This window comes from Streptomyces sp. DSM 120436, assembly GCF_055778765.1.
Window position 1 is genome coordinate 1,615,290 of sequence record NZ_JBSKBS010000002.1, and the last position, 23,906, is coordinate 1,639,195.

A 23,906-nucleotide genomic window follows, 5' to 3' on the forward strand; every position below is an offset into this window, starting at 1 on the left:
GCCCCTAGGACGCGCCGGCCTCCTCGACCATCTGCTTGAGCTTCTCGGGCGTCATGGAACGGTCCTGGTAGATGTTCTGGCCCTCGAACAGCACCGTCGGGGTGCCGCTGAAGCCGCCCTTCTGAAAGGCCTCGTTGGACTTGACCACCCAGCTGTCGTGCGTGCCGTCCTCGACGCAGGCGCGGAACTCGGGGGTGTCGAGCCCGTCGACCTTGCTCGCCAGGTCGAGCAGCTTGGCGTCGTCGGAGAAGGCGTCGTCGGTCTCCGCCGGCTGGTTGTCGAACAGCACGTCGTGGTACGCGGCGAACTTCCCCGCGTCCTGGGCGCACGCGGCGGCGTTGGCCGCGTTCAGCGAGCCGCTGCCGCCGAGGCCGCCGTCGATCAGCGTGACCAGGTGGTACTCGACCTTCAGCCGGCCGGCCTCGGTCAGCTCGTTCAGCGTCGAGCGGTAGTTCTGCTCGAAGGACTTGCAGGCGGGGCAGCGGAAGTCCTCCCACACCGTGAGGGTGGTCTCGGCGTCCTCCTCGCCCACCGGGACGGCCAGGCCGTCCTTGCCCTGGGCCCCCGACGGCGCCACGACCGGACCGGACGCCTTGCTCTCGTCGTCCCCGCCCGCGTTGGCCGCGACGACGCCGATCACCGCCGCGAGCCCCAGGACGCAGACCACGCTCGCACCCACGATCAGGGTGCGGCGCCGCTTCTCCGCCGCCTTCTGCTTCTCGCGCTCGACCGCCAGCCGCTCCCGGGCGGTGCGCTTTCCCTCACGGTTCTTCTCGCTCACACCCCGCAGAACGAACCGGGGAGGCGCCCAGCGCCTCCCCGGTCCCAGGTCCACCCGTACGAGGGACCCCGGCGGCCCGCCGGCCGGTGGTCACGCCTGCCCGCGCACTCCCTGGGCCAGGTCCCCGGCGAGGGCGCGGACCGCCTCGACGCCCGCCGCGGCGTCGGGCGCGTCCAGCATCCGCTTGACGAAGGCGGAGCCGACGATCACCCCGTCGGCGAACCGGGCGACCTCCGCGGCCTGCGCGGGGGTGGAGACGCCGAGTCCGACGCACACGGGGGTGCCGGTGGTGGCGCGGGTGCGCCGCACCAGGTCCTCGGCCTGCGAGCTGACCGACTCACGGGTGCCGGTGACGCCCATGAGGGAGGCGGCGTAGACGAAGCCGCTGCCGGCCGCGGTGATCTCGGCGAGCCGCTCGTCCTTGCTGCTGGGCGCGACCACGAAGACCGTGGCGAGCCCGTGCTTCTCGGCGTGCTCCCGCCACAGCGCGGACTCCTGGACCGGCAGGTCGGGCAGGATGCACCCGGCGCCCCCGGCCTCCGCGAGCTCGGCGGTGAACCGCTCCACGCCGTAGCGGTCGACGGGGTTCCAGTACGTCATGACGAGGATCGGCGCGCCTGTGGCCGCGTGGGCCTCGCGCACCGTGCGCATCACGTCGGCGATGCGCACCCCGCCGCGCAGGGCGATGTCGTCGGCGGTCTGGATGACCGGGCCGTCCAGGACGGGGTCGCTGTGCGGCAGCCCCACCTCGACGACGTCGGCGCCGCCCTCCAGGGCCGCCTTGACCGCCTCGATGCCGCCGTCCACGGTCGGGAACCCGGCCGGGAGGTAGGCGATGAGGGCGGCGCGGCCCTCCGCCTTCGCCGCGGCGAGGGTGTCGCTCAGCAGCCGCACGTTCCCGCTCACTTGGCGTCCCCCTCGATCTCGGCGGTGCCGGAGGCGTTCTCGTCGACCTCGGCGTCCGTGTCGTACAGCCCGAAGTAGCGGGCCGCGGTGTCCATGTCCTTGTCGCCGCGTCCGGAGAGGTTGACGACGATCAGCCCGTCCCCGCCCAGCTCCCTGCCGACCTCCAGGGCGCCGGCCAGGGCGTGCGCGGACTCGATGGCCGGGATGATCCCCTCGGTGCGCGACAGCAGGCGCAGGGCCCGCATGGCGGCGTCGTCGGTGACCGCGCGGTACTCGCCGCGGCCGCTGTCCTTGAGGTGGGCGTGCTCGGGGCCGATGCCGGGGTAGTCCAGGCCGGCGGAGATCGAGTACGGCTCGGTGATCTGGCCCTCGTCGTCCTGGAGGACGTAGGAGCGGGAGCCGTGCAGGATGCCGGGCTCGCCCGCGGTGAGGGTGGCGGCGTGCTCGCCGGTCTCGATGCCGTGTCCGGCGGGCTCGCAGCCGATCAGGCGGACGCTCTCGTCGGGGAGGAACGCGTGGAACAGGCCGATGGCGTTGGAGCCGCCGCCGACGCAGGCGACCGCGGCGTCGGGCAGGCGTCCGGCGCGCTCCAGCAGCTGGCGGCGGGCCTCGACGCCGATGACGCGGTGGAAGTCGCGGACCATCGCCGGGAAGGGGTGCGGTCCGGCGACGGTGCCGAACAGGTAGTGGGTGCGGTCGACGTTGGCGACCCAGTCGCGGAACGCCTCGTTGATGGCGTCCTTGAGCGTGCGGCTGCCGGACTTCACGGCGACGACCTCGGCGCCGAGCATGCGCATCCGGGCCACGTTGAGGGCCTGGCGCCGCGTGTCGATCTCACCCATGTAGATCGTGCACTCGAGGCCGAACAGGGCGCAGGCGGTGGCGGTGGCCACGCCGTGCTGTCCGGCGCCGGTCTCGGCGATGACGCGGGTCTTGCCCATGCGCTTGGTGAGCAGGGCCTGGCCGAGCACGTTGTTGATCTTGTGCGAGCCGGTGTGGTTCAGGTCCTCGCGCTTGAGGAAGATCCGGGCGCCGCCGGCGTGCTCGGCGAAGCGGGGGACCTCGGTGAGGGCGCTGGGGCGGCCGGTGTAGTGGGCCAGGAGGTCGTCGAGTTCCCGGGCGAACTCGGGGTCGGCCTTGGCCTTGTCGTACGCGACGGCGACCTCGTCGACGGCGGCGACGAGGGCCTCGGGGATGAACGCGCCGCCGAAGGCGCCGAAGTAACCCTCCGGAGAGGGGACCTGGCCCTCCGGGTCGGGGATGAAGAAGGTGCTGGGCATGCGTGTACCTCACGGTGGGTGTGTCGAGAAAACACTGAGCGCCGTGGGGGGCGGGGTGATGCGTCGGCTGCGGGCCGTGGACGGCCGGTCGCGCAGTTCCCCGCGCCCCTGCCGGGGCGGAGGCTGTCGGTCGGTCACCCGCCGTGCGCGGCTTGTCGCGCCCACGCGGCGGAGCCGCAGATCAGTGGAGCCCCGCGCCCCTGACGGGGCGCTGCCATCGCCGTCCGTTCACCTGGCCCGGTTCGTCGCCGATGACGTAGCGGACCCTGCGGCCGTGCACCCGGCGGGCGGGGGCACGGCAGCCGCGGGGCCGGCAGCCACGTGCGAGTCGGGGAAGCGTCATCGGGGTCGGCCCGGCGGGGTCTCAGCGGCCGTGGCGCAGGGCCGGGTGCTCGCCCGCGGCGACCAGGTCGGCGACCGCCGTCTTCGGGTCCTTGCCGGTCACCAGGGACTCGCCGACCAGGACGGCGTCGGCCCCGGCGTTGGCGTAGGCGATCAGGTCGTGCGGACCGCGCACGCCGGACTCGGCGACCCGCACGAGGTGGGCCGGGATCTCGGGGGCGACCCGCTCGAAGGTGCCGCGGTCGACCTCGAGGGTCTTGAGGTTGCGCGCGTTGACGCCGATGACCTTGGCGCCGGCGTCGACCGCCCGCTCCACCTCGTCCTCGTCGTGCACCTCGACCAGCGGGGTGAGACCGATGGACTCGGCGCGCTCGATCAGCGACTCCAGGGCGGACTGCTCCAGGGCTGCCACGATCAGCAGCGCCAGGTCGGCGCCGTACGCGCGGGCCTCCCAGAGCTGGTACGACGTGACGATGAAGTCCTTGCGCAGCACGGGGATGTCCACCCGGGCGCGGACGGCCTCCAGGTCGGCCAGCGAACCGCCGAAGCGGCGCTGCTCGGTGAGGACGGAGATGACGGAGGCGCCGCCCGCCTCGTAGTCGGCGGCGAGCGCCGCCGGGTCGGCGATCGCGGCCAGCGCGCCCTTGGAGGGGCTGGAGCGCTTCACCTCGCAGATCACCTTGACGCCGTCACCGCGCAGGGCGGCCACGCCGTCCTTGGCGGCGGGGGCCTTGGCCGCGCGCTCCTTGAGCTCGTCGAGGCTGACGCGCGCCTGCCGCTCCGCCAGGTCGGCACGGACTCCGTCGATGATCTCGTCGAGCACACTCACGCGAGCGGCCCCCTTCCTGACGGTCGGACTTGGCTGGTCCCTGCGATGGTATCCGGAGCGGGTCGAATGCCCCGCATCCGGCCGAGGCGACGTCCAGCACCTGGACGATCACCCCTCGTTCACGGGTGCAGCCAGCCGCCGAACGGCGTGTTCCGGATCACCGTGAAGGCGAGCAGCAGCCCGCCCACCGTCCACAGCACCGCGGGCGGCGGGTCGAGGCGGAAGGGCCGGCCGCGCGCCGCGCGGACCGCCCAGACGGTCCACAGCACGGCGAAGGCCGCGTAGCCGAGGACGGCGGGGGCGTTGGCCTGGAGGGCGGCCGGCAGATCGCCGTGGGCGACGGCGTGGGCGCTGCGCAGCCCGCCGCAGCCGGGGCAGTACAGGCCGGTGAGGCCCAGCAGCGGGCAGACCGGGTAGTGGCCGGGCTCGTTGGGATCGACGGCGGCGACGTAGGCGAAGGCCGCGGTCACGGCGGCGAGCAGGCCGGCGGGGGCGGCCAGCCGGGCCGCCCGGCCGGGGGCCGCGTGGGGGCTCGGGGCGTTCACGGGAGGCATTGTCCCCCGGACGCGCCGCGGGGGCGGCTCCGGCTCACGGCCGGATGCCGCCCCCGTGCGGAGTGGTCCGCGGGGCTCAGCCCTGGGCGCCGGCCGGCTGGCGGTCGCCGGTGGTCTCGTGCACCGGGTGGTCGCTCTTCGGCTGACCCAGCCCCATCGAGCGCATGACGGCGCCGACCACGCCGCCGAGGAGGACGACGCCCATGCCGGCCCAGAAGCCCACGGGCTGGTCCATCACCATGAACGCGCCCGCGGCGCAGAAACCGATGAAGGCGATGATGACACCGGTCCAGGCGGCCGGGGTGTGACCGTGGCTGCTGCCCGCCATTGCTTGCTCCTCGTTGCCGTGTGCGTGGGTGAGCGGGACGCTCGTCCCCATTGTCCCGCACACGCCGGGCCGCCGTGCGCCGGGGTCGGCCGTGGGCGGGTCGGCCTCGGGCGGGTCGCCCGGCTCAGGCGCCGGTGGGGTCCTCGCCCCGGTCGAGGGCCTTCCAGAGCTCCTCGGGGCGGTCCGGGTCGGCGGGGGCGGCCGCCCGGCGCGGGCGGGGGGCCCCGTTGCGTTCGTAGCGGCCGGACATGGCGGGCCACAGGCGCCCGTACCGCAGCGCGAGCAGGCCGGCGGCCAGCAGCAGCAGTCCGCCGACGGCGGCCACGTACGGCCAGGCGGTGTGGGAGAGGGCTCCGACGGTCGCGGACGCGTCGCCGGACGCCTGCGCGGCCTTCTCGTCGAGGGCGGTGGAGTCGGACGCCCCGAGCAGCGCGGCGGCGACGGTGCCGGCCCCGGAGAGGGCGAGCACCGCGGCGACCGCGAGGCGGCCGGCCCGGCGCACGGCGAAGACGGCGACCAGGGCGGCGAGCCCGACGACGGCCAGCGCGGCGGGCACGCCGGTCACGTCGCTGCCCTTGGCGGTCAGCGGGAACGCGCCGCCGGCCACCGTCGCGGTGCCCTCCGACCACTGCTGCCGGGTGGCGAGCAGGGCCACGGCCGCGCCGAGGGCGCCGCTCAGCAGGGCAGCGGCGAGGCTCGTGCGGCCGGTCCGGGAGGGGCCGGCGGGCTCGGGACGGGGGCTGGGTGCGGCAGTCACGTCCTCCACTATCGCGCGGACCCCGGGCGTCACGGCATCCGGGGGGCTGTGTCAGCCGTCACCGAGCCGGTTCGCGGTGTGGACGGCGCGCAGCACCGCGGCCGCCTTGTTGCGGCACTCGGTGTCCTCGGCAGCCGGATCGGAGTCGGCCACGACCCCCGCGCCGGCCTGCACGTACGCGGTGCCGTCGCGCAGCAGGGCGGTGCGGATGGCGATGGCCGTGTCGGAGTCGCCGGCGAAGTCGAGGTAGCCGACGCAGCCGCCGTACAGGCCGCGCCGGGAGGGCTCGAGTTCGTCGATGATCCGCAGGGCGCGGGGCTTGGGGGCGCCGGAGAGGGTGCCGGCCGGGAAGCAGGCGGTGAGCACGTCGAAGGCGGTGCGGCCGGCGGCGACCCGCCCGGTGACCGTGGAGACGATGTGCATCACGTGCGAGTAGCGCTCGATCGACATGAAGTCGACGACCTCGACGGAGCCGGGTTCGCAGACCCGTCCGAGGTCGTTGCGGCCGAGGTCCACGAGCATCAGGTGCTCGGCGCGCTCCTTGGGGTCGGCGAGCAGTTCCTCGGCGAGCGCCTGGTCCTCCTGCGGGGTGGCGCCGCGGTGCCGGGTGCCGGCGATGGGGTGCACCATCGCCTGCCCGTCCTCGACCTTCACCAGCGCCTCGGGCGACGACCCGGCCACGTCGAAGCCGTCGAACCGGAACAGGTACATGTACGGCGACGGGTTGGTGGCCCGCAGCACCCGGTAGACGTCGAGGGCGCTCGCGGTGCAGGGCGTCTCGAACCGCTGGGAGGGGACGACCTGGAAGGCCTCGCCCGCGCGGATGCGCTCCTTGACGTCCTCGACGGCCCGCCGGAAGTCGGGCCCGCCCCACAGCGCGGTGTACTCGGGCAGCTCGGAGGGCGGCAGCACCGCGGGGGGCTGGGCCACCGGGCGGGCCAGGTCGGCCTCCATGGCGTCGAGGCGGGCCACGGCGTCCGCGTACGCCTCGTCGACGCCGGTCTCCAGGTCGTTGTGGTTGATCGCGTTGGCGATCAGCCAGACGGCGCCCTCCCAGTGGTCCATGACGGCGAGGTCGCTGGTGAGCAGCATGGTCAGCTCGGGGAGCCTCAGGTCGTCCCGCTCGCCGGGGCCGATCTTCTCCAGGCGGCGCACGATGTCGTAGCCGAGGTAGCCGACCATGCCGCCGGTGAAGGGCGGCAGGCCGAGGTCCTGGGCGAGGTCGCGCGGGGTGTGCAGGGTCTGCAGGGTGGCGCGCAGCGCGGCGAGCGGGTCGCCGTCGACGGGCACGCCGACGGGCGGGGCGCCCTCCCAGTGGGCCTGCCCGTCGCGCTCGGTGAGGGTGGCGGCCGACCGTACGCCGACGAAGGAGTAGCGGGACCAGGACCTCCCGTTCTCCGCGGATTCCAGCAGAAAGGTGCCGGGGCGTTCGGCGGCGAGCTTGCGGTAGAGCGCGACCGGGGTGTCGCCGTCGGCGAGGAGCTTGCGGGTGACCGGGACGACCCGGCGGTCGGCGGCGAGCTTGCGGAAGGTCTCGAGGTCCATGGCGGCAGACCCTACTGATCCGCGGCGGGTACGCCGGTACCGGCGTCCTTCAGCAGCACGTCGGCGTCGAAGCAGGTGCGGTCGCCGGTGTGGCAGGCGGCGCCCACCTGGTCGACCTTCACCAGCACGGTGTCCGCGTCGCAGTCCAGCGCGACCGACTTCACCCGCTGGACGTGCCCGGAGGTGTCGCCCTTGACCCAGTACTCCTGGCGGCTGCGCGACCAGTAGGTGCAGCGGCCGGTGGTGAGGGTGCGGTGCAGCGCCTCGTCGTCCATCCAGCCCAGCATCAGCACCTCGCCGGTGTCGTACTGCTGGGCGATCGCGGGCAGGAGGCCGTCGGGGGTGCGCCTGAGGCGCGCGGCGATCTCCGGGTCGAGGCGGCTGGGCGGAGCGCTGCGGCGCGAAGCGCCTCCCTGGGGTGCGGTGGCCGGGCGACGGGCGGGCGTGCTGGTCATGGGGACCATTGTGCCGCGCACGCCCGGTGCGTCCGCGCCCTCGTCCACTGTCCGGACGCGACGGCCCCCCGTAGGCTGGCTGGCATGTCGACCCATGCCAAGCGTGAACGCCTCCTCCTGGCCGACCTGCTGGAGACCGCGGGCCCGGACGCGCCCACCCTCTGCGAGGGCTGGACCACCCGGGACCTGGCCGCGCACGTGGTGGTGCGCGAACGCCGTCCGGACGCGGCGGGCGGCATCCTGGTGAAGCAGCTGGCGCCCCGTCTGGAGCGGGTGACGGCGGAGTTCCTGGCGAAGCCGTACGACGAGCTGATCCGGCTGATCCGCACCGGCCCGCCGCGCTTCTCCCCCTTCTCGCTCAAGCAGGTCGACGAGATGTCGAACGTGATCGAGTTCTACGTGCACGCGGAGGACGTCCGCCGGGCGCAGCCGGACTGGACGCCGCGCGAGCTGGACCCGGTGTTCCAGGACGCCCTGTGGTCGCGGCTGGAGCGTTCGGCCCGGCTGCTGGGCCGCGGGGTGCCGACCGGACTGGTGCTGCGCCGGTCGGACGGGCAGACGGCGGTGGCGCGCCGCGGGGCCCCGGTGGTGACGGTGACCGGGGAGCCGTCCGAGCTGGTGGTGTTCGGGTACGGCCGGCAGAGCGCCGCGAAGGTCGGGCTGGACGGCGACGAGAACGCGATCGCCGAGCTGCGCGCCACCAAACAGCTCGGCATCTGATCCACTCCGGAAAGGCACAGCTCGTGATCAAGGTCGCCATGACGAGTGTGTACGTGGAGGACGTGGCCAGGGCGCACGCCTTCTACACCCGGGTGCTCGGCTTCGAGACCCGCACCCATGTGGACCCGGGCGGCGGCGCGCCGTTCGTCACCGTGGGGGCGCGCGCGGGCGCCCAGCCCGATCTGGAGCTGCTGCTCGAGCCGGGCGACGGGCCGCTCGCGGAGCCCTACCGCCGTGCGGTGCGCGAGGCGGGGCTGCCGGCGATCGTGTTCTCCGTGGACGACCTCCGCGCGGAGTTCGAGCGGCTGCGCGGGGAGGGCGTCCACTTCGTCCGGGAGCCGGAGAGGCAGGGCCCGGTGCTGACCGCGCTGCTGGACGACACCGTCGGCAATCTGATCCAGCTCACGCAGCCGCTCGGCTGAGGATCACCGCACCGGGTGGCCGGCGTCCCTGAGGGTCTGCTTGACCTCGCCGATGCGCAGGTCGCCGAAGTGGAACACCGAGGCGGCCAGCACCGCGTCCGCGCCGGCGGCGACCGCGGGCGGGAAGTCGGCGAGCTTGCCGGCGCCGCCGGAGGCGATCACGGGGATCGTGACGTGCTTGCGCACGGCGGCGATCATCTCCAGGTCGTAGCCGTCCTTGGTGCCGTCGGCGTCCATGGAGTTGAGCAGGATCTCGCCCGCGCCCAGCTCGGCGGCGCGGTGCGCCCACTCCACGGCGTCGATGCCGGTGCCGCGGCGGCCGCCGTGCGTGGTGACCTCGAAGGACCCGCCCTCGGTGCGCCGGGCGTCGACCGAGAGGACGAGCACCTGGCGGCCGAACCGCTCGGCGATCTCGCGGATGAGGTCGGGCCGGGCGATGGCGGCGGTGTTCACGCCGACCTTGTCGGCGCCGGCCCGCAGCAGCTTGTCGACGTCCTCGGCGGTGCGCACGCCGCCGCCCACGGTGAGCGGGATGAACACCTGCTCGGCGGTGCGGCGGACCACGTCGTAGGTGGTCTCGCGGTTGCCGGAGGAGGCGGTGATGTCCAGGAACGTCAGCTCGTCGGCGCCCTCGGCGTCGTACACCTTGGCCATCTCGACGGGGTCGCCCGCGTCGCGCAGGTTCTGGAAGTTGACGCCCTTGACGACCCGGCCGCCGTCCACGTCCAGGCAGGGGATGACTCGGACCGCCAGGGTCATGACTCCACGGCTCCTCTGAATGCTTCGAGTTCCACTGAGACCAGTACGCGCGAGTCGACGAAGCCCTCGACCACCAGCAGCGTGGTGACCGGGCGGACCGCGTCGAACAGCTCCTTGTGCGCGCGGCAGGCCTCGTCCACGTCCCGCGCGTGGGCGAGATGGAGGCGGGTGCGGATCACGGACCCCGCGCCGAGCCCGAACTGTCCGAGCGCCTCCAGCGCGTGGGCGAAGGCCGCCTTGGCCTGCTCGTACGGGTCGCCCTCCCCGTGCAGCACGTCGCCCCGGAACGCGGTGGTGCCCGCGACCAGGACGAGGTCGCCGGCCGCGACGGCGCGCGCGGAGCCGAGGGTCTCCTCCCAGGGGTTCCCGCTCTGCACGCGCCGCACGGCTTCCGGCGTCATCGGACCGTGTCCCGTCTCATGACGTGGCCTCCAGGGCCTCTTCCAGGGTGAACGCCTTGGCGTACAGGGCCTTGCCGACGATGGCGCCCTCGACGCCGAGCGGGACCAGCTCGGCGATCGCCCGCAGGTCGTCCAGCGAGGACACCCCGCCGGAGGCGACGACCGGGCGGTCGGTGGCGGCGCAGACGTTCCTCAGCAGCTCCAGGTTGGGGCCCTGGAGGGTGCCGTCCTTGGCGATGTCGGTGACGACGTAGCGGGCGCAGCCCTCCTTGTTCAGGCGGTCCAGCGTCTCGTAGAGGTCGCCGCCGTCGCGGGTCCAGCCGCGGCCGCGCAGGGTGGTGCCGCGCACGTCGAGGCCGACGGCGATCTTGTCACCGTGCTCGGCGATGACCTTGGCGACCCACTCGGGGGTCTCCAGGGCGGCCGTGCCCAGGTTGACGCGGGTGCAGCCGGTGGCGAGGGCGGCGGCGAGGGTGTCGTCGTCGCGGATGCCGCCGGACAGCTCCACCTTGATGTCCATCGCCCGGGCCACCTCCGCGATCAGCTCGCGGTTGTCGCCGGTGCCGAACGCGGCGTCCAGGTCGACCAGGTGCAGCCACTCGGCGCCGGAGCGCTGCCAGGCGAGCGCGGCCTCCAGCGGCGAGCCGTAGGAGGTCTCGGTGCCGGACTCGCCGTGCACGAGGCGGACGGCCTGGCCGTCGCGGACGTCGACGGCGGGGAGGAGTTCGAGCTTGGCCATGTCTCTACAGGGTTCCGATCCAGTTGGTGAGGAGCTGGGCGCCGGCGTCGCCGGACTTCTCGGGGTGGAACTGGGTGGCCCACAGGGCGCCGTTCTCCACGGCGGCCACGAAGGGCCTGCCGTGGGTGGTCCAGGTGACGAGCGGGGCCTCCATGGCCGGGTTCGCGGTCTCGAACGTCCAGTCGTGGACGGCGTAGGAGTGCACGAAGTAGAAGCGCGCGTCCGCGTCCAGACCGGCGAAGAGCCGGGAGCCCTCCGGGGCGTCCACGGTGTTCCAGCCCATGTGGGGCACGACGTCGGCCTGGAGCGGCTCGACCGAGCCGGGCCACTCGTCGAGGCCCTCGGCCTCGACGCCGTGCTCGATGCCGCGGGCGAAGAGGATCTGCATGCCGACGCAGATGCCCATGACCGGGCGGCCGCCGGCCAGGCGGCGGTCGACGATCCAGTCGCCGCGGGCCTCCCTGAGACCCGTCATGCAGGCGGCGAAGGCGCCGACGCCGGGCACGAGCAGGCCGTCGGCGTTCATCGCCGTGTCGAAGTCGCGGGTGATCTCGACGTCGGCCCCGGCGCGCGCGAGGGCGCGCTCGGCGGAGCGGACGTTGCCGAAGCCGTAGTCGAAGACCACGACCTTCTTGGTGGTGCTCAAGGGCTCACACCTCCAGTTGCAGCAGGCCCGTGACGATGCAGAGCGCGGCACCGACGGACAGCAGCACGATCAGGCTCGTCGGCATCTTCTGCTTGGCGAAGGAGATGATCCCGCCGACGAAGAAGAGGCCGAGGACGATCAGGACGGTGGACAGTCCGTTCACAGCGCGCCCTTCGTGGAGGGCAGGATGCCGGCCGCGCGCGGGTCGCGCTCGCAGGCGTAGCGCAGGGCCCGGGCGAGGGCCTTGAACTGGCACTCCACGATGTGGTGGGCGTTGCGCCCGTAGGGCACGTGCACGTGCAGCGCGATCTGCGCCTGGGCGACGAAGGACTCCAGGATGTGCCGGGTCATCGTCACGTCGTAGGAGCCGATCATCGGCGCCATGTTCTCGGGCTCGGTGTGCACGAGGTAGGGGCGGCCGGAGAGGTCGACGGTGACCTGGGCGAGCGACTCGTCCAGCGGGACCGTGCAGTTGCCGAAGCGGTAGATGCCCACCTTGTCGCCGAGCGCCTGCTTGAAGGCGGCGCCGAGCGCGAGGGCGGTGTCCTCGATGGTGTGGTGGGAGTCGATGTGCAGGTCGCCCTCGGTCTTCACGGTCAGGTCGAACAGTCCGTGCCGGCCGAGCTGGTCGAGCATGTGGTCGTAGAAGCCGACCCCGGTGGAGATCTCCGTCTTCCCGGTGCCGTCGAGGTCGATCTCGACGAGCACGGAGGTTTCCTTGGTGGTGCGTTCCACGCGTCCTACGCGGGTCATGCGCTCTGCTCCTTCTTGATGTCACGTACCGCGTCGAGGAACGCGTCGTTCTCGGACGGGGTGCCCGCGGTGACCCGCAGCCATCCCGGTACGCCGTTGTCCCGGACCAGGACGCCCCGGTCGAGGATCTGCCGCCATACGGCGTGGGAGTCGGGGAAGCGGCCGAACTGGACGAAGTTGGCGTCGGAGTCGGTCACCTCGTAGCCCAGGGAGCGCAGTTCGGCGACCAGCCGGTCGCGCTCCGCCTTGAGCTGCTCGACGTAGCCGAGCAGGGTGTCGGTGTGCTCCAGGGCGGCCAGCGCGGTCGCCTGGGTGACCGCCGACAGGTGGTACGGCAGCCGCACCAACTGGACGGCGTCGACGACCGCGGGGTGCGCGGCCAGGTAGCCGAGGCGCAGGCCTGCCGCGCCGAACGCCTTCGACATGGTGCGGGAGATCACCAGGCGGGGGCGCCCGTCGAGCAGCGGCAGCAGCGAGTCGCCGTGGCTGAACTCCACGTACGCCTCGTCGACGATCACGATCGAGGGCCTCGCGGCCTGCGCGGCGTCGTACAGCGCGCGCACCTCGTCGGCGGGGACCGCGGTGCCGGTGGGGTTGTTGGGGGTGGTGACGAAGACGACGTCGGGCCGGTGCTCGGCGATCGCCTTCTCGGCGGCGGGCAGGTCGAGGGAGAAGTCCTCGCCGCGCGGCCCGGAGACCCAGCCGGTGCCGGTGCCGCGCGCGATCAGACCGTGCATCGAGTACGAGGGCTCGAAGCCGAGCGCGGTGCGGCCGGGTCCGCCGAAGGTCTGCAGCAGTTGCTGGAGGACCTCGTTGGAGCCGTTGGCCGCCCACACGTTCTCCAGGGCGACCGGGTGGCCGGTGGTCCTCGTCAGGTACGCGGCCAGCCGGGTGCGCAGCTCGACCGCGTCCCGGTCGGGGTAGCGGTTGAGGTCCCGGGCGGCCTCGCGGACCCGCTCGGCGATCCGCTCGACCAGCGGCTCGGGCAGCGGGTAGGGGTTCTCGTTGGTGTTCAGCCGTACGGGAACGTCCAACTGGGGCGCGCCGTAGGGGGACTTGCCGCGCAGCTCGTCCCGCACGGGGAGATCGTCGATGCTCACGTCGCTCACTTGCTCCCGGGCACCTTCCAGCCGAACCTGGCCTTGATCGCCGCGCCGTGCGCGGGCAGGTCCTCCGCCTCCGCCAGCGTGACCACGTGGTGCGCGACCTCGGCGAGGGCGTCCTCGGTGTAGTCGACGATGTGGATGCCGCGCAGGAAGGACTGCACGGACAGGCCCGAGGAGTGGCAGGCGCAGCCGCCGGTGGGCAGCACGTGGTTGGAGCCGGCCGCGTAGTCGCCGAGGGAGACCGGGGACCAGGGGCCGACGAAGATCGCGCCGGCGTTGCGCACCCGGTCGGCGACCGCGGCGGCGTCGGCGGTCTGGATCTCCAGGTGCTCGGCGCCGTAGGCGTCGACGACCCGCAGGCCCTCGTCGATGCCGTCGACCAGCACGACGGCGGACTGCCTGCCGCCGAGGGCGGGCGCGATCCGCTCCTCGACGTGCTTGCTGGCCTTGACCTGCGGCTCCAGCTCCTTGACCACCGCGTCCGCGAGGTCGGTGGAGTCGGTGACCAGGACGGCGGCGGCCAGCGGGTCGTGCTCGGCCTGGCTGATCAGGTCGGAGGCGACGTGCACCGGGTCGGCGGTGGCGTCCGCGAGGATCGCGATCTCGGTCGGGCCGGCCTCGGCGTCGATGCCGATCTTCCCGGTGAAGTACCGCTTGGCGGCGGCGACCCAGATGTTGCCGGGGCCGGTGACCATCGTGGCGGGCGGGCAGGACTCGGTGCCGTACGCGAACATCGCGACGGCGGTGGCCCCGCCGGCCGCGTACACCTCGTCGACGCCGAGCAGGGCGCAGGCGGCCAGGATGGTGGGGTGCGGCAGCCCGCCGAAGTCGGCCTGGGCCGGGGAGGCGAGCGCGAGGGACGGGACGCCGGCCTCCTGGGCGGGCACCGCGTTCATGATCACGGAGGACGGGTAGACGGACCGGCCGCCGGGCGCGTACAGGCCGACGCGGTCGACCGGCACCCACTTCTCGGTGACCGTGCCGCCGGGCACGACCTGGGTGGTGTGGGTGGTGCGGCGCTGCGCGCGGTGGACGAGGCGGGCGCGGCGGATCGACTCCTCCAGGGCGGCGCGCACGGCCGGGTCGAGCTCCTCCAGCGCGCGCTCCAGCGCGGCGGCGGGCACCCGGACCTGGTCCAGCCTCACGCCGTCGAAGCGCTCGGCGAAGTCGATCAGCGCCGCGTCGCCGCGATGGTGCACGTCCTCGCAGATGGGCCGCACCTTCTCCAGGGCGGCCGCGACGTCGAAGTCGGCACGGGGCAGCAGGTCACGCAGGGCGGGGCCCTCGGGGAGGGCGTCGCCGCGCAGGTCGATTCGCGAGATCACGTGCTCAATTCTCTCAGACCCGCTCCGGAGCACGTCCGCCTGTTCCAGTGGCTGATACGTCACCCTCCTCGTGACGGTCCGCACTCGTTTTCAACATCTTCTTCACTTTCCGTGTTCAGCACGTCACCGCACCGGGCATGAACGGCTGTACGAAGCGATGAACCCGTGAGTAATGAGGAGGAGGGGAGTTCCGTGGCCGAGGGGGTGAGATCGCAGGACGGCGAGCCGCCGGAGCACCTGACCGCCGCGGAGGCGGGGATGTGGCAGGCCTTCCGCAACGGCAGCGTGTACGACCTGAGCTGCGGCGACGCGCTGGTCGACGACCCGCACGGAGGGCACCCCTGGGGACCCGGGCGCACCGTCCGGGCCCGGGTGGTGTGCTGGCTGCTGCTGGACGGCCCGCCCCCGCTGGCCGGCCGCGTCTCCTCGCTGAAGCTGGTCGGCGTGCGGATCAGCGGCCCGCTGGACCTGGCCGGGGGCACGGTCGAGCCGTACGTGGAGATGCGCGGCTGCCGTTTCGAGCGGGACGTGCTGCTGCCGGAGGCACGGTTCACCACGTTGCGGCTGGTGGACTGCTCCGTGCCCCGGCTGGAGGCCGCCCGGCTGAGCACCGAGGGCGATCTGCACCTGCCGCGCTGCCGCTTCCTGGGCGGCATCCGGCTCACCGACGCCCGGATCGGCACGGACCTGCTGCTCAACCAGGCGGTCGTGCACCGCGACCGCAGCGGCCGCTCCATAGCCGGCGACGGGATGAGCGTCGGCCAGGACCTCCAGGCGGAGATGCTGGAGTCGTACGGCGAGCTGAGCCTGCGCGGCGCCACCGTCGGGGTGTCCATGGGCCTGCGCGGCGCCCGGCTGGTCAACCCGCACGCCCGGCTCGCGCTGAACGCGCCGCAGCTGACCGTCGAGCGCTCGCTGTACCTCACCCCGGCCGGGGTGGGGGCGCACGCCCGCAGCGGCATGACCCCCGCGCGGGGCACGCGCATCCAGCGGTTCACGTGCGAGGGCGGGATCCGGCTGGACGACGGACGGTTCGGGGACGCGGTCGACTTCGAGGGGGCCTCGTTCACCTTCACCGACGAGCAGGAGCTGTCGCTGCGCCGGGTGCAGACACCGGAGCTGCGCTTCCTCGGGCAGCGGCCGGCGCGCGGGCGGGTGGTGCTGTCGGGGGCGCGGGTGGTGAACCTGGTGGACCGGGCGGACAGCTGGCCCGGACCGGGCCGGCTGCACATGGGCGGCTTCGCCTACGAGAACCTGGTACCGCGCGGCCCGTTCCCGCTGGCGCTGCGGCTGCGCTGGGTGGACGCGGCGAGCGCCGAGTACAACCCGGAGCCGTACGAGCGGCTGGCGGCCGTGCTGCGGGAGAGCGGGGCGGACGAGGACGCCCGCGAGGTGCTGCTGGCCAAGCAGCGGCGGCGCCGCGAGAGCCTGCCGCTCGCCGCGAAGCTCTGGGGCTACGCGCAGGACTGGACGGTCGCCTACGGGTACCGCCCGGGCCGGGCGGCGGTGTGGATGGCGGTGCTGTGGGCGGCCGGTTCGGTGGCCTTCGCACGGGCGGACCATCCACCGCTGAAGGCCGGCGAGCACCCGGACTGGAACCCGGCGCTGTTCGCCCTGGATCTGCTGCTCCCGGTGATCGACCTGGGGCAGGTGGGGTTCTGGCAGCTGCGCGGCGGCTGGCAGTGGCTGTCGGCGGCGTTCATCCTGCTGGGCTGGGTCCTGGCGACGACGGTGGCGGCGGGGGCGACCCGCACGCTGCGGCGTACGTGAGTGACCGCGTCCCTCTGAGGCGCGGGGGACCGCGCGACGGCCGAGCGGACACGGGGCGCCCCGGAACCGGCGGCGCGTGCGACAGGCGGGGCCGCCGAGGCCCTGGTCACCTGGGGAGCCGTCCGCTTTTTACCGGCCCTTGACCGGCGCCCGTACAACTTTCCGCGAGTTCCGCGTGGGGTCTGGCGCGGTCATGACCTGCGGTCCTTCAATGGTCGACACCATGGCTCTGCTGCACGCGTTCACGCGCACGTCACGGGTGCGGGGGAAGCGGACGGGCGCCGCGCCCCCCGCTCCGGTCGCGCTGCCCGCCGACGACGAGGTGCTCCTCGACGCGCCGGACGACGACCTGGGCCGGGCACTGGTCGGGGCCGCGGCCGGCGACCACGCGCCCGCCGCCGGACTCCTCGTCGCCACCCGGCGTCAGGCCGCCTGGGAGCACCGCGACCGCTACGTGCGCCGGCTGGCCGCGTTCGCGCGGTCGCGGCCCGAGTGGCTGGACGCCTGGCGGGCCCGCGCCCCGCGCGACCCGGACGCGCTGCTGGTGGACGCCCAGCGGGCGGTGGACCGGGTCTGGGACTCGCCGGCCCGCGCCGAGCTGCTGCGCGAGGTGAGCCCGCTGATCACCGCGGCCGCCCGCGCCGACCACCGCGACCCGGTGCCGTGGCGGCTGGCCCTGGACCACGCGCGCGGCGCGCGCGCCGGCCACACCTACTTCGAGGAACTGTGGGAGGCGGCGGTGCGGCGCGCCCCGCACCACCACGGCTGCCATGTGGCGGCCCTGCGCTATCTGGCGTCCTCCTGGCACGGCTCGCACCGCGAGTGCTTCGACTTCGCCGACACGGCCGCGCAGGACGCGCCGGAGGGCTCGCTCACCCAGGCGCTGCCGCTGCGGGCCGCGTTCGGCTACCTCACCGACGGCTGCGGCCCGGCCGTGGAACGGGCCCGGCTGGACGCGGCCGCCGACCGGGCGGCCGCCCTGTCGGCGCGGCTGCCAGCGGCCCAGCCGTGGCCGGCCGAGCTGCGCAACCTGCTGGCCTACGTCCTGGACCGGCTGGGGCGCCGGCAAGACGCGCTGGAGCAGTTCCGGCTGACCGGCCCGTACGCCACGTCCCTCCCCTGGGACCGGGACGCGGGCGACCCGCTGGGGCGGTTCCTGGAGGTCCGCCAGGACGTGCTGCGGGCGGTCGCGTCGGGCGCCGAAGCGACCGGAACGGACACCTCCGTCACCGTCCCCGGGCGTCCGGGGAGCGAACGTCGCGGACGGCCGGACCCCGGCGGCCATTAGGCTCTTGCGACGTGACCACCGTCCGGCTTCCGCTCTTCCCCCTGAACACGGTGCTGTTCCCGGGGCTCGTGCTCCCGCTCAACGTCTTCGAGGAGCGTTATCGCGCCATGATGCGCGAGCTGCTGAAGACCCCGGAGGACGAGCCACGGCGGTTCGCCGTGGTGGCGATCCGGGACGGCCACGAGGTGGCGCCGAGCGCCCCCGGCCTGCCCGACCCCACGGCCGTGCCCGAGCGGGGCCCGGCGGCCGGTTTCGGCGCCGACCCGCTGCGCGCCTTCCACAAGGTGGGCTGTGTCGCCGACGCGGCGACGATCCGCGAGCGGCCCGACGGCACCTTCGAGGTGCTGGCGACCGGCACCACCCGGGTGCGGCTGCTGTCGGTCGACGCCTCCGGCCCCTTCCTCACGGCCGAGCTGGAGCCGCTGGAGGAGGATCCGGGCGAGGAGGCGGGGACGTTCGCGGAGGGCGTGCTGCGGGCGTTCCGGCAGTACCAGAAGCGGCTGGCCGGGGCGCGGGAGCGGTCGCTGTCCTCCGACACGGAGCTGCCGGACGAACCCAGCGTGGTGTCGTACCTGGTCGCCGCGGCGATGATGCTGGACACGCCGACCCGGCAGCGGCTCCTCCAGGCGCCGGACACCGCGTCCCGGCTGCGCGACGAGCTGAAATTGCTGCGCACCGAGACGGCGATCATCCGTAATCTTCCGTCGTTGCCCGCGTCGGAGCTGACGCGGGCGCCGACAAGTCTCAACTGACGATCACTGATGTGTGCGGAGCGGCGACCGGCATGGCCAAGAAGTCCAAGAAGCAGCAGTCGGGCGGCACGCCCGCCACGGTGGCGCTCACCGCGGCCGGGGTGCCGTTCACGGTGCACTCCTACGACCACGATCCCTCCCACCCGAGCTACGGCGAGGAGGCCGCCGAGGCGATGGGCGTCTCCCCCGACCGGGTCTTCAAGACGCTGGTGGCGGACGTCGACGGCGCCCTGACCGTGGCGGTGGTGCCGGTCGCGGGCCAACTGGACCTCAAGGCGCTCGCCTCGGCGGCCGGCGGCAAGCGGGCGGCGATGGCCGACCCGGCGCTGGCGGAGCGCACCACCGGCTATGTGCGGGGCGGCATCTCGCCGCTGGGCCAGCGCAAGAAGCTGCCGACGGTGCTGGACGAGTCCGCGTGCCGGCACGAGACGATCTGCGTCTCGGCGGGCCGCCGCGGCCTGGAGGTCGAACTCGCCCCCGGTGACCTGGCGCACCTGACGTCGGCGACCCTGGCGCCGATCGGCCGGGTGTAGCGCGGCCCCGCACCGGCCGGGGACCCGACGCCGTCCGGCCCCCGGCCCGTGCGCGAGCCCCGCACGACGAGGTCGCGCCCGAGCCTCCGACCGGAACGCCACGCGCTGCGACGGCGCCCCGCCGGCCCCGCACGGCGCTCGTCAGGGCGCCTCGGTCGTGCGCGGCCGCGGACACCACGGGGCGGGGGTGGCGTGCCGCCGTAAGCCCGCGGCGCGGCCCGTTCCGTACCTGGCCGACGGCGCCCGTGCCCTCGGCCAGGTGCGAAGGCGGGTCGAAGCGGACGCGCGAGCGCAGGGGGCGGACCAGACAGCGGCGGGCGGAGCCCGGGGCCGGCCCGGCCGAAGGCGCGGTGCCGGGCGGCGCCCTTACGCGGTCCGCTGCGGCTGCTGCGCGTTCGGCGGCGGCCACTCCTCCGGGTCGCGCGGCCCGAACAGCGCCGTCAGGCCGAGGTGGAACACCAGCGCCGCGAACGGCCACGCCAGCAGCGCGCCCTTCGCGTTCAGCTCCAGCGGGGCGTCGAAGGTGACGCCCTTCCCCGCGCTCCTGGCCTGCGCGATCACGTCCTGCGAGGGGCCGAGCCACACCCCGAGCCGCCAGGCCAGCACCGACCCGAGCAGCCCGCCGGCCGCCAGCGCCACCACCAGCGGGACGCCGCCGCGCCGCCGCACCAGGAACACCGCCAGGGCGCTCAGCGCGCCGCAGGCCAGGGCGATGAGCGTGAACGTGCCGTCCACCCCGATGCTCTGCTCGCCCTCGGAGTCCCGGAGGTAGACCACCCAGGCGTCACCGGACGCGTCGCCCACCAGCGGCACGCGCGGCGCCAGCCACCACCACAGCACCCCGAGCAGCACCCCGCCGAGCGCCACCGCCACGGCCGCCACGGCCGCCTCCCGGATCTCCTTCGCCCACCCGGTGCCGTCCTCGTCGTGCCGGGGGTGCGCGGCGCCGCCGGGCTTCCCGTCGTAGCGGTGCGCGCCGGTGGCGGGAGCGCCGGACGGCGGCTGCCACGGGTCGTGCGCGGAGGGGCCGTGCGCGGAGGGGTCGTGCGGTGGCGGGGGTGTCAGGGGTGCGCTCACCCTGCCATCGTGCCAGGCGCGGCTGTGCGGCGCGTCACCGGACGGCGGCCCTGCGGTACGCCCAGGTCGCCACGGCCAGCGAGATCACCCCGACCATTCCGCACACGGCGAGGTCGCCGAGCACATGGGCCCAGTCGGGGTGCGGGGCGAAGGTCCGGGCGAAGGCCTCGACGCCGTACGTCGACGGCAGCAGGTCGCGGGCGAGGCGGACGGCCTCCGGCATCCGCTCCGGCGGCAGCACGCCGAGCAGCAGCGCCGCGGACATGCCGAGCTGGCCGAGCAGGGTGGCCAGTTCGGGGCGGGGGGCGAGCAGGCCGAGGGCCGCGCCGAGCCCGGCGAGCGCGGCGCCCGCGAGGGGGATGACCGCGGCCAGGATCCACAGGTGGGCGAGCGGCAGCCCGAACAGGGCGCATCCGAAGACGGCGGTCACGACGGTCCCGGGGACGGTGAACGACGCGTAGGCGCCGGCCGCGCCCAGCACCACGGCCGCGGGCGGCACGGGCAGGGTGGCGTAGTGGTCGAGCCCGCCGCTCGCGCGGAGCTGGCCGAAGTACTGCGCGAGCAGGTTGAGCGCGACGAAGGCGACGACCAGCACGGACGAGCCGGCCACCACGGCCCGCGCCTCCCCGCCGCCGTCGACGACCCCGCGCATCAGGATCATGATCCCGACCGACTGGAAGGTCGCCACGAAGAGCAGCGGGATCCGCGCCACCCGGGCCCGGGACAGCTGCGCCCGGTACACGGCCGCCAGGGACGGCCACAGCCGCGCACGGGGACCGAGCGCGGCGGGTCGCGGCGCGACGGTCTCCCCCTCCGCGGTCAGGGCGCCGGCGGGTACGACACTCACGTCGTGCTGCTCCCCTTCGCTCGGGAATCCGTCCGGAGCCGCTCCGGAGGTCGCCCCGTTCCGTACGGATGACACGGCCCGTGTGCTCACACCTTCACCAGTCCCTGTCGCACGGCGCCGCCCAGCGCCAGGTACACGTCCTCCAGGCTGGGCGTGGCCAGCGTGAAGTCGTCGAGGGCCGCGAAGGCGGCGCCGCCGGTGACGGTGGCGACGACGGTGCGGGCCTCCTCGGGCGCCAGCCGCAGGGTCCAGCGGCGGCCGGACTCGACGGCCCGGTCGCGCAGCGCGGCCACCTCGGGCACGTGCAGCGGCGCGGCCTCGCGCCACACCAGCTCGACCCGGACCTCCCCGGCGACCTGTTCCTTCAGCCCGGCCGGGGTGTCGCAGGCGATGACCCGGCCGCGGTCGAGCACGGCGACCCGGTCGAGCACGGTCTCGGCCTCGATGACGTTGTGGGTGACCAGCAGCACCGTGGTGCCGTGCTCCGCGCGCCGCCGGTCGACGGCGGACCACACGGCGCGCCGCGCCACGGGGTCCATGCCGGTGGTGGGCTCGTCGAGCACCAGCAGGGGCCGCTCCCCCACCAGCGCGGCGGCGAAGCAGGCAAGCCGGCGCTGGCCCCCGGAGAGTTTGCGCAGCGGGCGGGAGGCGATCGTGCCGAGCCCCAGCTCGCCGAGCACGGCGTCGCGCTCGGCGCGCGCCTGCCGGGCGCCGAGCCCGCGCAGCCGGCCGGTGGTCTCGGCGGCCAGGGACACGGTCAGCTCGTCCAGGGCGCTGGACTCCTGCCCGAGGTAGGCGAGGATGCGGGAGGCCCGCTCGGGGTGGCGGACGATGTCGTGGCCGAGGATCTCGACGCTGCCGCTGTCGGGCCGCATCAGGCCGGTCATCTGCCGCACGAGGGTGGACTTTCCGGCGCCGTTCGGACCGAGCAGGCCGAAGATCTCACCGCGCCCGATGTCGAGGGCGACGTCGTCGGTGGCGCGCACCTCGGGCGTCGCCGGAACCCCGCGCCGTCCGCGCACCGCCGGATAGGTCTTGGTCAGCCCGCGCACCGCACACACGACGTCACCACCGTGCCGATGTCCCTGTGCCGCGCGCGTACTCACAAGGGACGAGCCTACGGGGTCGCCCCCGTCCCCCCGCCCTCGGGTCACCCTTCCGCCCCGCCCCGGCCGGGGGGACGCACGGGACGTCAGGGGAGGGATCGGCGCCCCCTCGACGGAGCGGCCGTCCGAACGCCGAGTGGGGCGGCGGGCGGCGGGTTCCCGTCCTCCCCGGCTCCACGTACCCGGTGCCTGACGGGCCGGCACACCGGTGGCCGACGCGGGACCCGCTGGACCGGCGGCGGGAGGCACCGGGCGCTCACTCCCCCGCGGAGGCCCGTTCCGTGCCGGTGCGGGTGTCCAGCTCACGCCAGAAACCCGCCCGGATGGCGTAGCGGTCGCGTTCGTCGATCTGGTCGTCCTTGTGGGCGAGCAGGCCGAAGCGGGCCGCGTAGCGCAGCAGCTCGCCGTCGATGCGGTGCGGGATGCGCGGGTACATGGCGGACAGCTTCCGGACGTGGCTCTGGTCGCCGAGCCGTTCCACCCAGCGGCGGGCGAAGACCTGGCCCACCTCGAACGGGTCGCCGCCGACGGTGGTGATGTCCTCCTCGCGGTCGGCCCAGCGCTGCTCGGCCGTGGTGAGCTGGGCCAGCGTCGGCATGGACGCGGCCTCCGGCGGCTCGGCGGCCGGGCGGTCCACCCAGCCCTTGTCGGAGGACCAGCGCAGGGTCGCGGAGGCCGGCTGCTGCGGCTGGTGCGGGCCGGGGTGGCGCAGCGCGGCCAGGTCCTTCGGGGTGGGGACGCCCTTGGCGGCGGGCGCGCGCTCGGCCGTGCCGTTGTGCGCGGCGGCCGGGTGGCGCGGCCCGGGCGGGGTGCGCTCGGCGGCCGGGGCGAGGGCGGAGTCGGGCAGCGGGGCGGAGAGGATCGCGGCGATCTCGGGCCGGGGCACGGGCGGCGGGGCGCACACCCCGCCGGTCTCCTTGGCGCGGACGGCCTGGGTGATCCACGCCCGGTCCAGCACCCGGCGCTCGTCGGCCTCGGCGACCAGGTCCTCGGACTGGTTGTAGTCGCCGTCGGCGGCCTGCACCGCCCACAGGTGCACGGCGACGCCGTGCTCCTTGGCGGCCATCATGCCCGGCAGCAGGTCGCCGTCGCCGGTGACCAGGACGATGTCGGAGCAGGCGCGGTTGCGGGCGAGCTCGGTCAGCTCGGCGTGCATCGCCGCGTCCACGCCCTTCTGCGCCCAGCGCCCGTCGCTGCGGGTCAGCGCGCCGAGCCGGACGGTGACCCGGGGCATCACGCGCAGCCGGCGGTGCTCGGGCTGCGGCACGCGGTCGGGGGCGCCGTCGAACCAGTAGATGCGCAGCAGCGGCCGGCGCGTGTCGTTCTCGGCGCGGTCACGCAGTCCCTGGATCAGGGCGGCGTGGTCCACGGTGATGCGGGACCGCGAGGGCTCCCCGGCGAGGAGACTGGCGGCGGCCCCCAGCAGATACCCGGCGTCCACCAGGACGATGCAGCGGTCCACGCGATCCACCCTCTTTCCGGGAGGTTTGGCTTCGGGCTTCCTTCGAGTCTGCCCGACCCCGCCGGTCTTAACGGCCCGAACTCGATCTTCGGCGTGGCGTTTCCACACTTCCTCCCCCGACCACGCCCGTCACGGACGGTAATTGTCCGACATGCGTGGGTCATCGGCTTGTGTGAATCTGAATCCGGCCCTGGCCCCTAGTCCCCACAGGAGGCACCACCATGGCCAAGAACAAGAACCGTGACCGTAAGCAGTCCCAGGCCGAGCGCGCTCCGCGCGCCGCGCAGACCTCCACCCTGGAGCCCTCGGACGAGCAGCTCACCACGCAGGCCGTGCCCGGAGAGGCCGGCCGCGGCAAGGGCCGGCAGAAGCGCTTCGGCCACAACTGACACCGCGTGAAGGGCCGTTGCGGCCCGGCCGTAC

The 23,906-nt window shown here is 74.4% G+C and carries 29 protein-coding genes; 7 read left to right on the forward strand and 22 right to left on the reverse strand.

Annotated elements, in window-relative coordinates; all coding sequences use genetic code 11:
- Positions 1 to 4: 4 nt before the first annotated feature.
- The 10 genes from ACWH4W_RS29420 to hisI all read right to left on the reverse strand — a co-directional run bounded on the left by ACWH4W_RS29420 (position 5) and on the right by hisI (position 7,777).
- Positions 5 to 781 (reverse strand): DsbA family protein, encoded by a 777-nt coding sequence (locus ACWH4W_RS29420; RefSeq protein ID WP_473078837.1) that lies wholly within the window; start codon positions 779 to 781, stop codon positions 5 to 7.
- A 90-nt stretch (positions 782 to 871) separates the two neighbouring features.
- On the reverse strand, positions 872 to 1,687 hold the full coding sequence (gene trpA, locus ACWH4W_RS29425) for a tryptophan synthase subunit alpha (protein ID WP_473078838.1): 816 nt from the start codon (positions 1,685 to 1,687) through the stop codon (positions 872 to 874).
- Complete coding sequence (gene trpB / locus ACWH4W_RS29430; RefSeq protein WP_473078839.1) at positions 1,684 to 2,967, reverse strand: tryptophan synthase subunit beta; 1,284 nt, start codon at positions 2,965 to 2,967, stop codon at positions 1,684 to 1,686. The genes trpA and trpB overlap by 4 nt, the downstream gene beginning before the upstream one ends.
- 181 nt (positions 2,968 to 3,148) lie before the next feature.
- Positions 3,149 to 3,310: a tryptophan biosynthesis modulator TrpM gene (gene trpM / locus ACWH4W_RS29435; RefSeq protein WP_473078840.1), complete on the reverse strand. Its 162-nt coding sequence runs from the start codon at positions 3,308 to 3,310 to the stop codon at positions 3,149 to 3,151.
- A gap of 21 nt (positions 3,311 to 3,331) precedes the next feature.
- Positions 3,332 to 4,138, reverse strand: coding sequence for an indole-3-glycerol phosphate synthase TrpC (gene trpC, locus ACWH4W_RS29440; RefSeq protein WP_106414678.1), 807 nt, complete (start codon positions 4,136 to 4,138; stop codon positions 3,332 to 3,334).
- A gap of 119 nt (positions 4,139 to 4,257) precedes the next feature.
- Positions 4,258 to 4,692 (reverse strand): DUF2752 domain-containing protein, encoded by a 435-nt coding sequence (locus tag ACWH4W_RS29445; protein ID WP_473078841.1) that lies wholly within the window; start codon positions 4,690 to 4,692, stop codon positions 4,258 to 4,260.
- 76 nt (positions 4,693 to 4,768) lie between these two features.
- Positions 4,769 to 5,020, reverse strand: coding sequence for an HGxxPAAW family protein (locus ACWH4W_RS29450; RefSeq protein WP_473078842.1), 252 nt, complete (start codon positions 5,018 to 5,020; stop codon positions 4,769 to 4,771).
- A gap of 124 nt (positions 5,021 to 5,144) precedes the next feature.
- Positions 5,145 to 5,786: a TIGR02234 family membrane protein gene (locus ACWH4W_RS29455; protein ID WP_473078843.1), complete on the reverse strand. Its 642-nt coding sequence runs from the start codon at positions 5,784 to 5,786 to the stop codon at positions 5,145 to 5,147.
- A 42-nt stretch (positions 5,787 to 5,828) separates the two neighbouring features.
- Positions 5,829 to 7,322 (reverse strand): anthranilate synthase component I, encoded by a 1,494-nt coding sequence (locus ACWH4W_RS29460; RefSeq protein ID WP_473078844.1) that lies wholly within the window; start codon positions 7,320 to 7,322, stop codon positions 5,829 to 5,831.
- Positions 7,323 to 7,333: 11 nt separating this feature from the next.
- Entirely contained in the window at positions 7,334 to 7,777 is a 444-nt protein-coding gene (gene hisI / locus ACWH4W_RS29465) for a phosphoribosyl-AMP cyclohydrolase (protein WP_473078845.1), read from the reverse strand.
- 84 nt (positions 7,778 to 7,861) lie between these two features.
- Between hisI and ACWH4W_RS29470 the strand changes: the two genes are divergently transcribed.
- Together ACWH4W_RS29470 and ACWH4W_RS29475 are read left to right on the forward strand one after the other, a co-directional pair.
- Positions 7,862 to 8,497 carry a TIGR03085 family metal-binding protein gene (locus tag ACWH4W_RS29470; protein ID WP_473078846.1) on the forward strand — a complete coding sequence of 212 codons (636 nt, stop codon included), beginning with the start codon at positions 7,862 to 7,864 and terminating at the stop codon, positions 8,495 to 8,497.
- 23 nt (positions 8,498 to 8,520) lie between these two features.
- Positions 8,521 to 8,919 carry a VOC family protein gene (locus ACWH4W_RS29475; protein WP_473078847.1) on the forward strand — a complete coding sequence of 133 codons (399 nt, stop codon included), beginning with the start codon at positions 8,521 to 8,523 and terminating at the stop codon, positions 8,917 to 8,919.
- Positions 8,920 to 8,922: 3 nt separating this feature from the next.
- Here the strand turns inward: ACWH4W_RS29475 and hisF are convergent, their stop codons facing one another.
- The 8 genes from hisF to hisD are packed head-to-tail and all read right to left on the reverse strand — an operon-like array spanning position 8,923 to position 14,648.
- The gene (hisF, locus tag ACWH4W_RS29480) at positions 8,923 to 9,678 is read right to left on the reverse strand and encodes an imidazole glycerol phosphate synthase subunit HisF (protein ID WP_473078848.1); all 756 of its coding nucleotides are present in this window, start codon (positions 9,676 to 9,678) and stop codon (positions 8,923 to 8,925) included.
- On the reverse strand, positions 9,675 to 10,079 hold the full coding sequence (locus ACWH4W_RS29485) for a Rid family hydrolase (protein WP_473078849.1): 405 nt from the start codon (positions 10,077 to 10,079) through the stop codon (positions 9,675 to 9,677). Before ACWH4W_RS29485 ends, hisF begins: the two co-directional genes overlap by 4 nt.
- Before the next feature lie 16 nt (positions 10,080 to 10,095).
- Positions 10,096 to 10,818 carry a bifunctional 1-(5-phosphoribosyl)-5-((5-phosphoribosylamino)methylideneamino)imidazole-4-carboxamide isomerase/phosphoribosylanthranilate isomerase PriA gene (priA, locus tag ACWH4W_RS29490; RefSeq protein WP_290007142.1) on the reverse strand — a complete coding sequence of 241 codons (723 nt, stop codon included), beginning with the start codon at positions 10,816 to 10,818 and terminating at the stop codon, positions 10,096 to 10,098.
- A 4-nt stretch (positions 10,819 to 10,822) separates the two neighbouring features.
- On the reverse strand, positions 10,823 to 11,464 hold the full coding sequence (hisH, locus tag ACWH4W_RS29495) for an imidazole glycerol phosphate synthase subunit HisH (protein ID WP_473078850.1): 642 nt from the start codon (positions 11,462 to 11,464) through the stop codon (positions 10,823 to 10,825).
- Positions 11,465 to 11,468: 4 nt separating this feature from the next.
- Positions 11,469 to 11,627 carry a hypothetical protein gene (locus ACWH4W_RS29500; protein ID WP_198602581.1) on the reverse strand — a complete coding sequence of 53 codons (159 nt, stop codon included), beginning with the start codon at positions 11,625 to 11,627 and terminating at the stop codon, positions 11,469 to 11,471.
- On the reverse strand, positions 11,624 to 12,217 hold the full coding sequence (hisB, locus tag ACWH4W_RS29505; protein ID WP_473078851.1) for an imidazoleglycerol-phosphate dehydratase HisB: 594 nt from the start codon (positions 12,215 to 12,217) through the stop codon (positions 11,624 to 11,626). Before hisB ends, ACWH4W_RS29500 begins: the two co-directional genes overlap by 4 nt.
- Complete coding sequence (locus tag ACWH4W_RS29510) at positions 12,214 to 13,326, reverse strand: histidinol-phosphate transaminase (protein ID WP_473078852.1); 1,113 nt, start codon at positions 13,324 to 13,326, stop codon at positions 12,214 to 12,216. Before ACWH4W_RS29510 ends, hisB begins: the two co-directional genes overlap by 4 nt.
- On the reverse strand, positions 13,323 to 14,648 hold the full coding sequence (hisD, locus tag ACWH4W_RS29515) for a histidinol dehydrogenase (RefSeq protein ID WP_473078853.1): 1,326 nt from the start codon (positions 14,646 to 14,648) through the stop codon (positions 13,323 to 13,325). Before hisD ends, ACWH4W_RS29510 begins: the two co-directional genes overlap by 4 nt.
- A gap of 192 nt (positions 14,649 to 14,840) precedes the next feature.
- Between hisD and ACWH4W_RS29520 the strand changes: the two genes are divergently transcribed.
- From ACWH4W_RS29520 to ybaK, 4 genes are all read left to right on the forward strand, one after another.
- Entirely contained in the window at positions 14,841 to 16,418 is a 1,578-nt protein-coding gene (locus tag ACWH4W_RS29520; protein ID WP_473078854.1) for an oxidoreductase, read from the forward strand.
- A 211-nt stretch (positions 16,419 to 16,629) separates the two neighbouring features.
- Complete coding sequence (locus ACWH4W_RS29525; protein ID WP_473078855.1) at positions 16,630 to 17,706, forward strand: hypothetical protein; 1,077 nt, start codon at positions 16,630 to 16,632, stop codon at positions 17,704 to 17,706.
- A gap of 11 nt (positions 17,707 to 17,717) precedes the next feature.
- Positions 17,718 to 18,458: an LON peptidase substrate-binding domain-containing protein gene (locus tag ACWH4W_RS29530; RefSeq protein ID WP_473078856.1), complete on the forward strand. Its 741-nt coding sequence runs from the start codon at positions 17,718 to 17,720 to the stop codon at positions 18,456 to 18,458.
- A gap of 32 nt (positions 18,459 to 18,490) precedes the next feature.
- Positions 18,491 to 18,991: a Cys-tRNA(Pro) deacylase gene (ybaK, locus tag ACWH4W_RS29535; protein ID WP_473078857.1), complete on the forward strand. Its 501-nt coding sequence runs from the start codon at positions 18,491 to 18,493 to the stop codon at positions 18,989 to 18,991.
- 366 nt (positions 18,992 to 19,357) lie between these two features.
- On the opposite strand, the gene ACWH4W_RS29540 is transcribed toward ybaK, so the two are convergent.
- From ACWH4W_RS29540 to ACWH4W_RS29555, 4 genes are all read right to left on the reverse strand, one after another.
- Positions 19,358 to 20,068: an AAA family ATPase gene (locus ACWH4W_RS29540; protein WP_473078858.1), complete on the reverse strand. Its 711-nt coding sequence runs from the start codon at positions 20,066 to 20,068 to the stop codon at positions 19,358 to 19,360.
- Positions 20,069 to 20,102: 34 nt separating this feature from the next.
- Positions 20,103 to 20,915 (reverse strand): ABC transporter permease, encoded by an 813-nt coding sequence (locus ACWH4W_RS29545; protein WP_473078859.1) that lies wholly within the window; start codon positions 20,913 to 20,915, stop codon positions 20,103 to 20,105.
- Positions 20,916 to 21,001: 86 nt separating this feature from the next.
- The gene (locus ACWH4W_RS29550) at positions 21,002 to 21,976 is read right to left on the reverse strand and encodes an ABC transporter ATP-binding protein (RefSeq protein WP_473078860.1); all 975 of its coding nucleotides are present in this window, start codon (positions 21,974 to 21,976) and stop codon (positions 21,002 to 21,004) included.
- Positions 21,977 to 22,277: 301 nt separating this feature from the next.
- Positions 22,278 to 23,483 (reverse strand): NYN domain-containing protein, encoded by a 1,206-nt coding sequence (locus tag ACWH4W_RS29555; RefSeq protein ID WP_473078861.1) that lies wholly within the window; start codon positions 23,481 to 23,483, stop codon positions 22,278 to 22,280.
- 221 nt (positions 23,484 to 23,704) lie between these two features.
- Here ACWH4W_RS29555 and ACWH4W_RS29560 point away from each other — a divergent pair, with 221 nt between their 5' ends.
- Positions 23,705 to 23,872: a hypothetical protein gene (locus ACWH4W_RS29560; protein WP_473078862.1), complete on the forward strand. Its 168-nt coding sequence runs from the start codon at positions 23,705 to 23,707 to the stop codon at positions 23,870 to 23,872.
- Positions 23,873 to 23,906 lie beyond the last annotated feature (34 nt).

What these genes read in the sequence shown, in the direction of transcription:
- hisB (WP_473078851.1), bottom strand. Translation starts at nt 12,217, where the DNA reads ATGACCCGCGTAGGACGCGTGGAACGCACCACCAAGGAAACCTCCGTG.
- ACWH4W_RS29450 (WP_473078842.1), bottom strand. Translation starts at nt 5,020, where the DNA reads ATGGCGGGCAGCAGCCACGGTCACACCCCGGCCGCCTGGACCGGTGTC.
- ACWH4W_RS29460 (WP_473078844.1), bottom strand. Translation starts at nt 7,322, where the DNA reads ATGGACCTCGAGACCTTCCGCAAGCTCGCCGCCGACCGCCGGGTCGTC.
- ybaK (WP_473078857.1), top strand. Translation starts at nt 18,491, where the DNA reads ATGGCCAAGAAGTCCAAGAAGCAGCAGTCGGGCGGCACGCCCGCCACG.
- hisF (WP_473078848.1), bottom strand. Translation starts at nt 9,678, where the DNA reads ATGACCCTGGCGGTCCGAGTCATCCCCTGCCTGGACGTGGACGGCGGC.
- ACWH4W_RS29445 (WP_473078841.1), bottom strand. Translation starts at nt 4,692, where the DNA reads ATGCCTCCCGTGAACGCCCCGAGCCCCCACGCGGCCCCCGGCCGGGCG.
- priA (WP_290007142.1), bottom strand. Translation starts at nt 10,818, where the DNA reads ATGGCCAAGCTCGAACTCCTCCCCGCCGTCGACGTCCGCGACGGCCAG.
- ACWH4W_RS29560 (WP_473078862.1), top strand. Translation starts at nt 23,705, where the DNA reads ATGGCCAAGAACAAGAACCGTGACCGTAAGCAGTCCCAGGCCGAGCGC.
- ACWH4W_RS29525 (WP_473078855.1), top strand. Translation starts at nt 16,630, where the DNA reads ATGGTCGACACCATGGCTCTGCTGCACGCGTTCACGCGCACGTCACGG.
- hisI (WP_473078845.1), bottom strand. Translation starts at nt 7,777, where the DNA reads ATGACCAGCACGCCCGCCCGTCGCCCGGCCACCGCACCCCAGGGAGGC.
- trpB (WP_473078839.1), bottom strand. Translation starts at nt 2,967, where the DNA reads ATGCCCAGCACCTTCTTCATCCCCGACCCGGAGGGCCAGGTCCCCTCT.
- ACWH4W_RS29470 (WP_473078846.1), top strand. Translation starts at nt 7,862, where the DNA reads ATGTCGACCCATGCCAAGCGTGAACGCCTCCTCCTGGCCGACCTGCTG.
- trpM (WP_473078840.1), bottom strand. Translation starts at nt 3,310, where the DNA reads ATGACGCTTCCCCGACTCGCACGTGGCTGCCGGCCCCGCGGCTGCCGT.
- ACWH4W_RS29485 (WP_473078849.1), bottom strand. Translation starts at nt 10,079, where the DNA reads ATGACGCCGGAAGCCGTGCGGCGCGTGCAGAGCGGGAACCCCTGGGAG.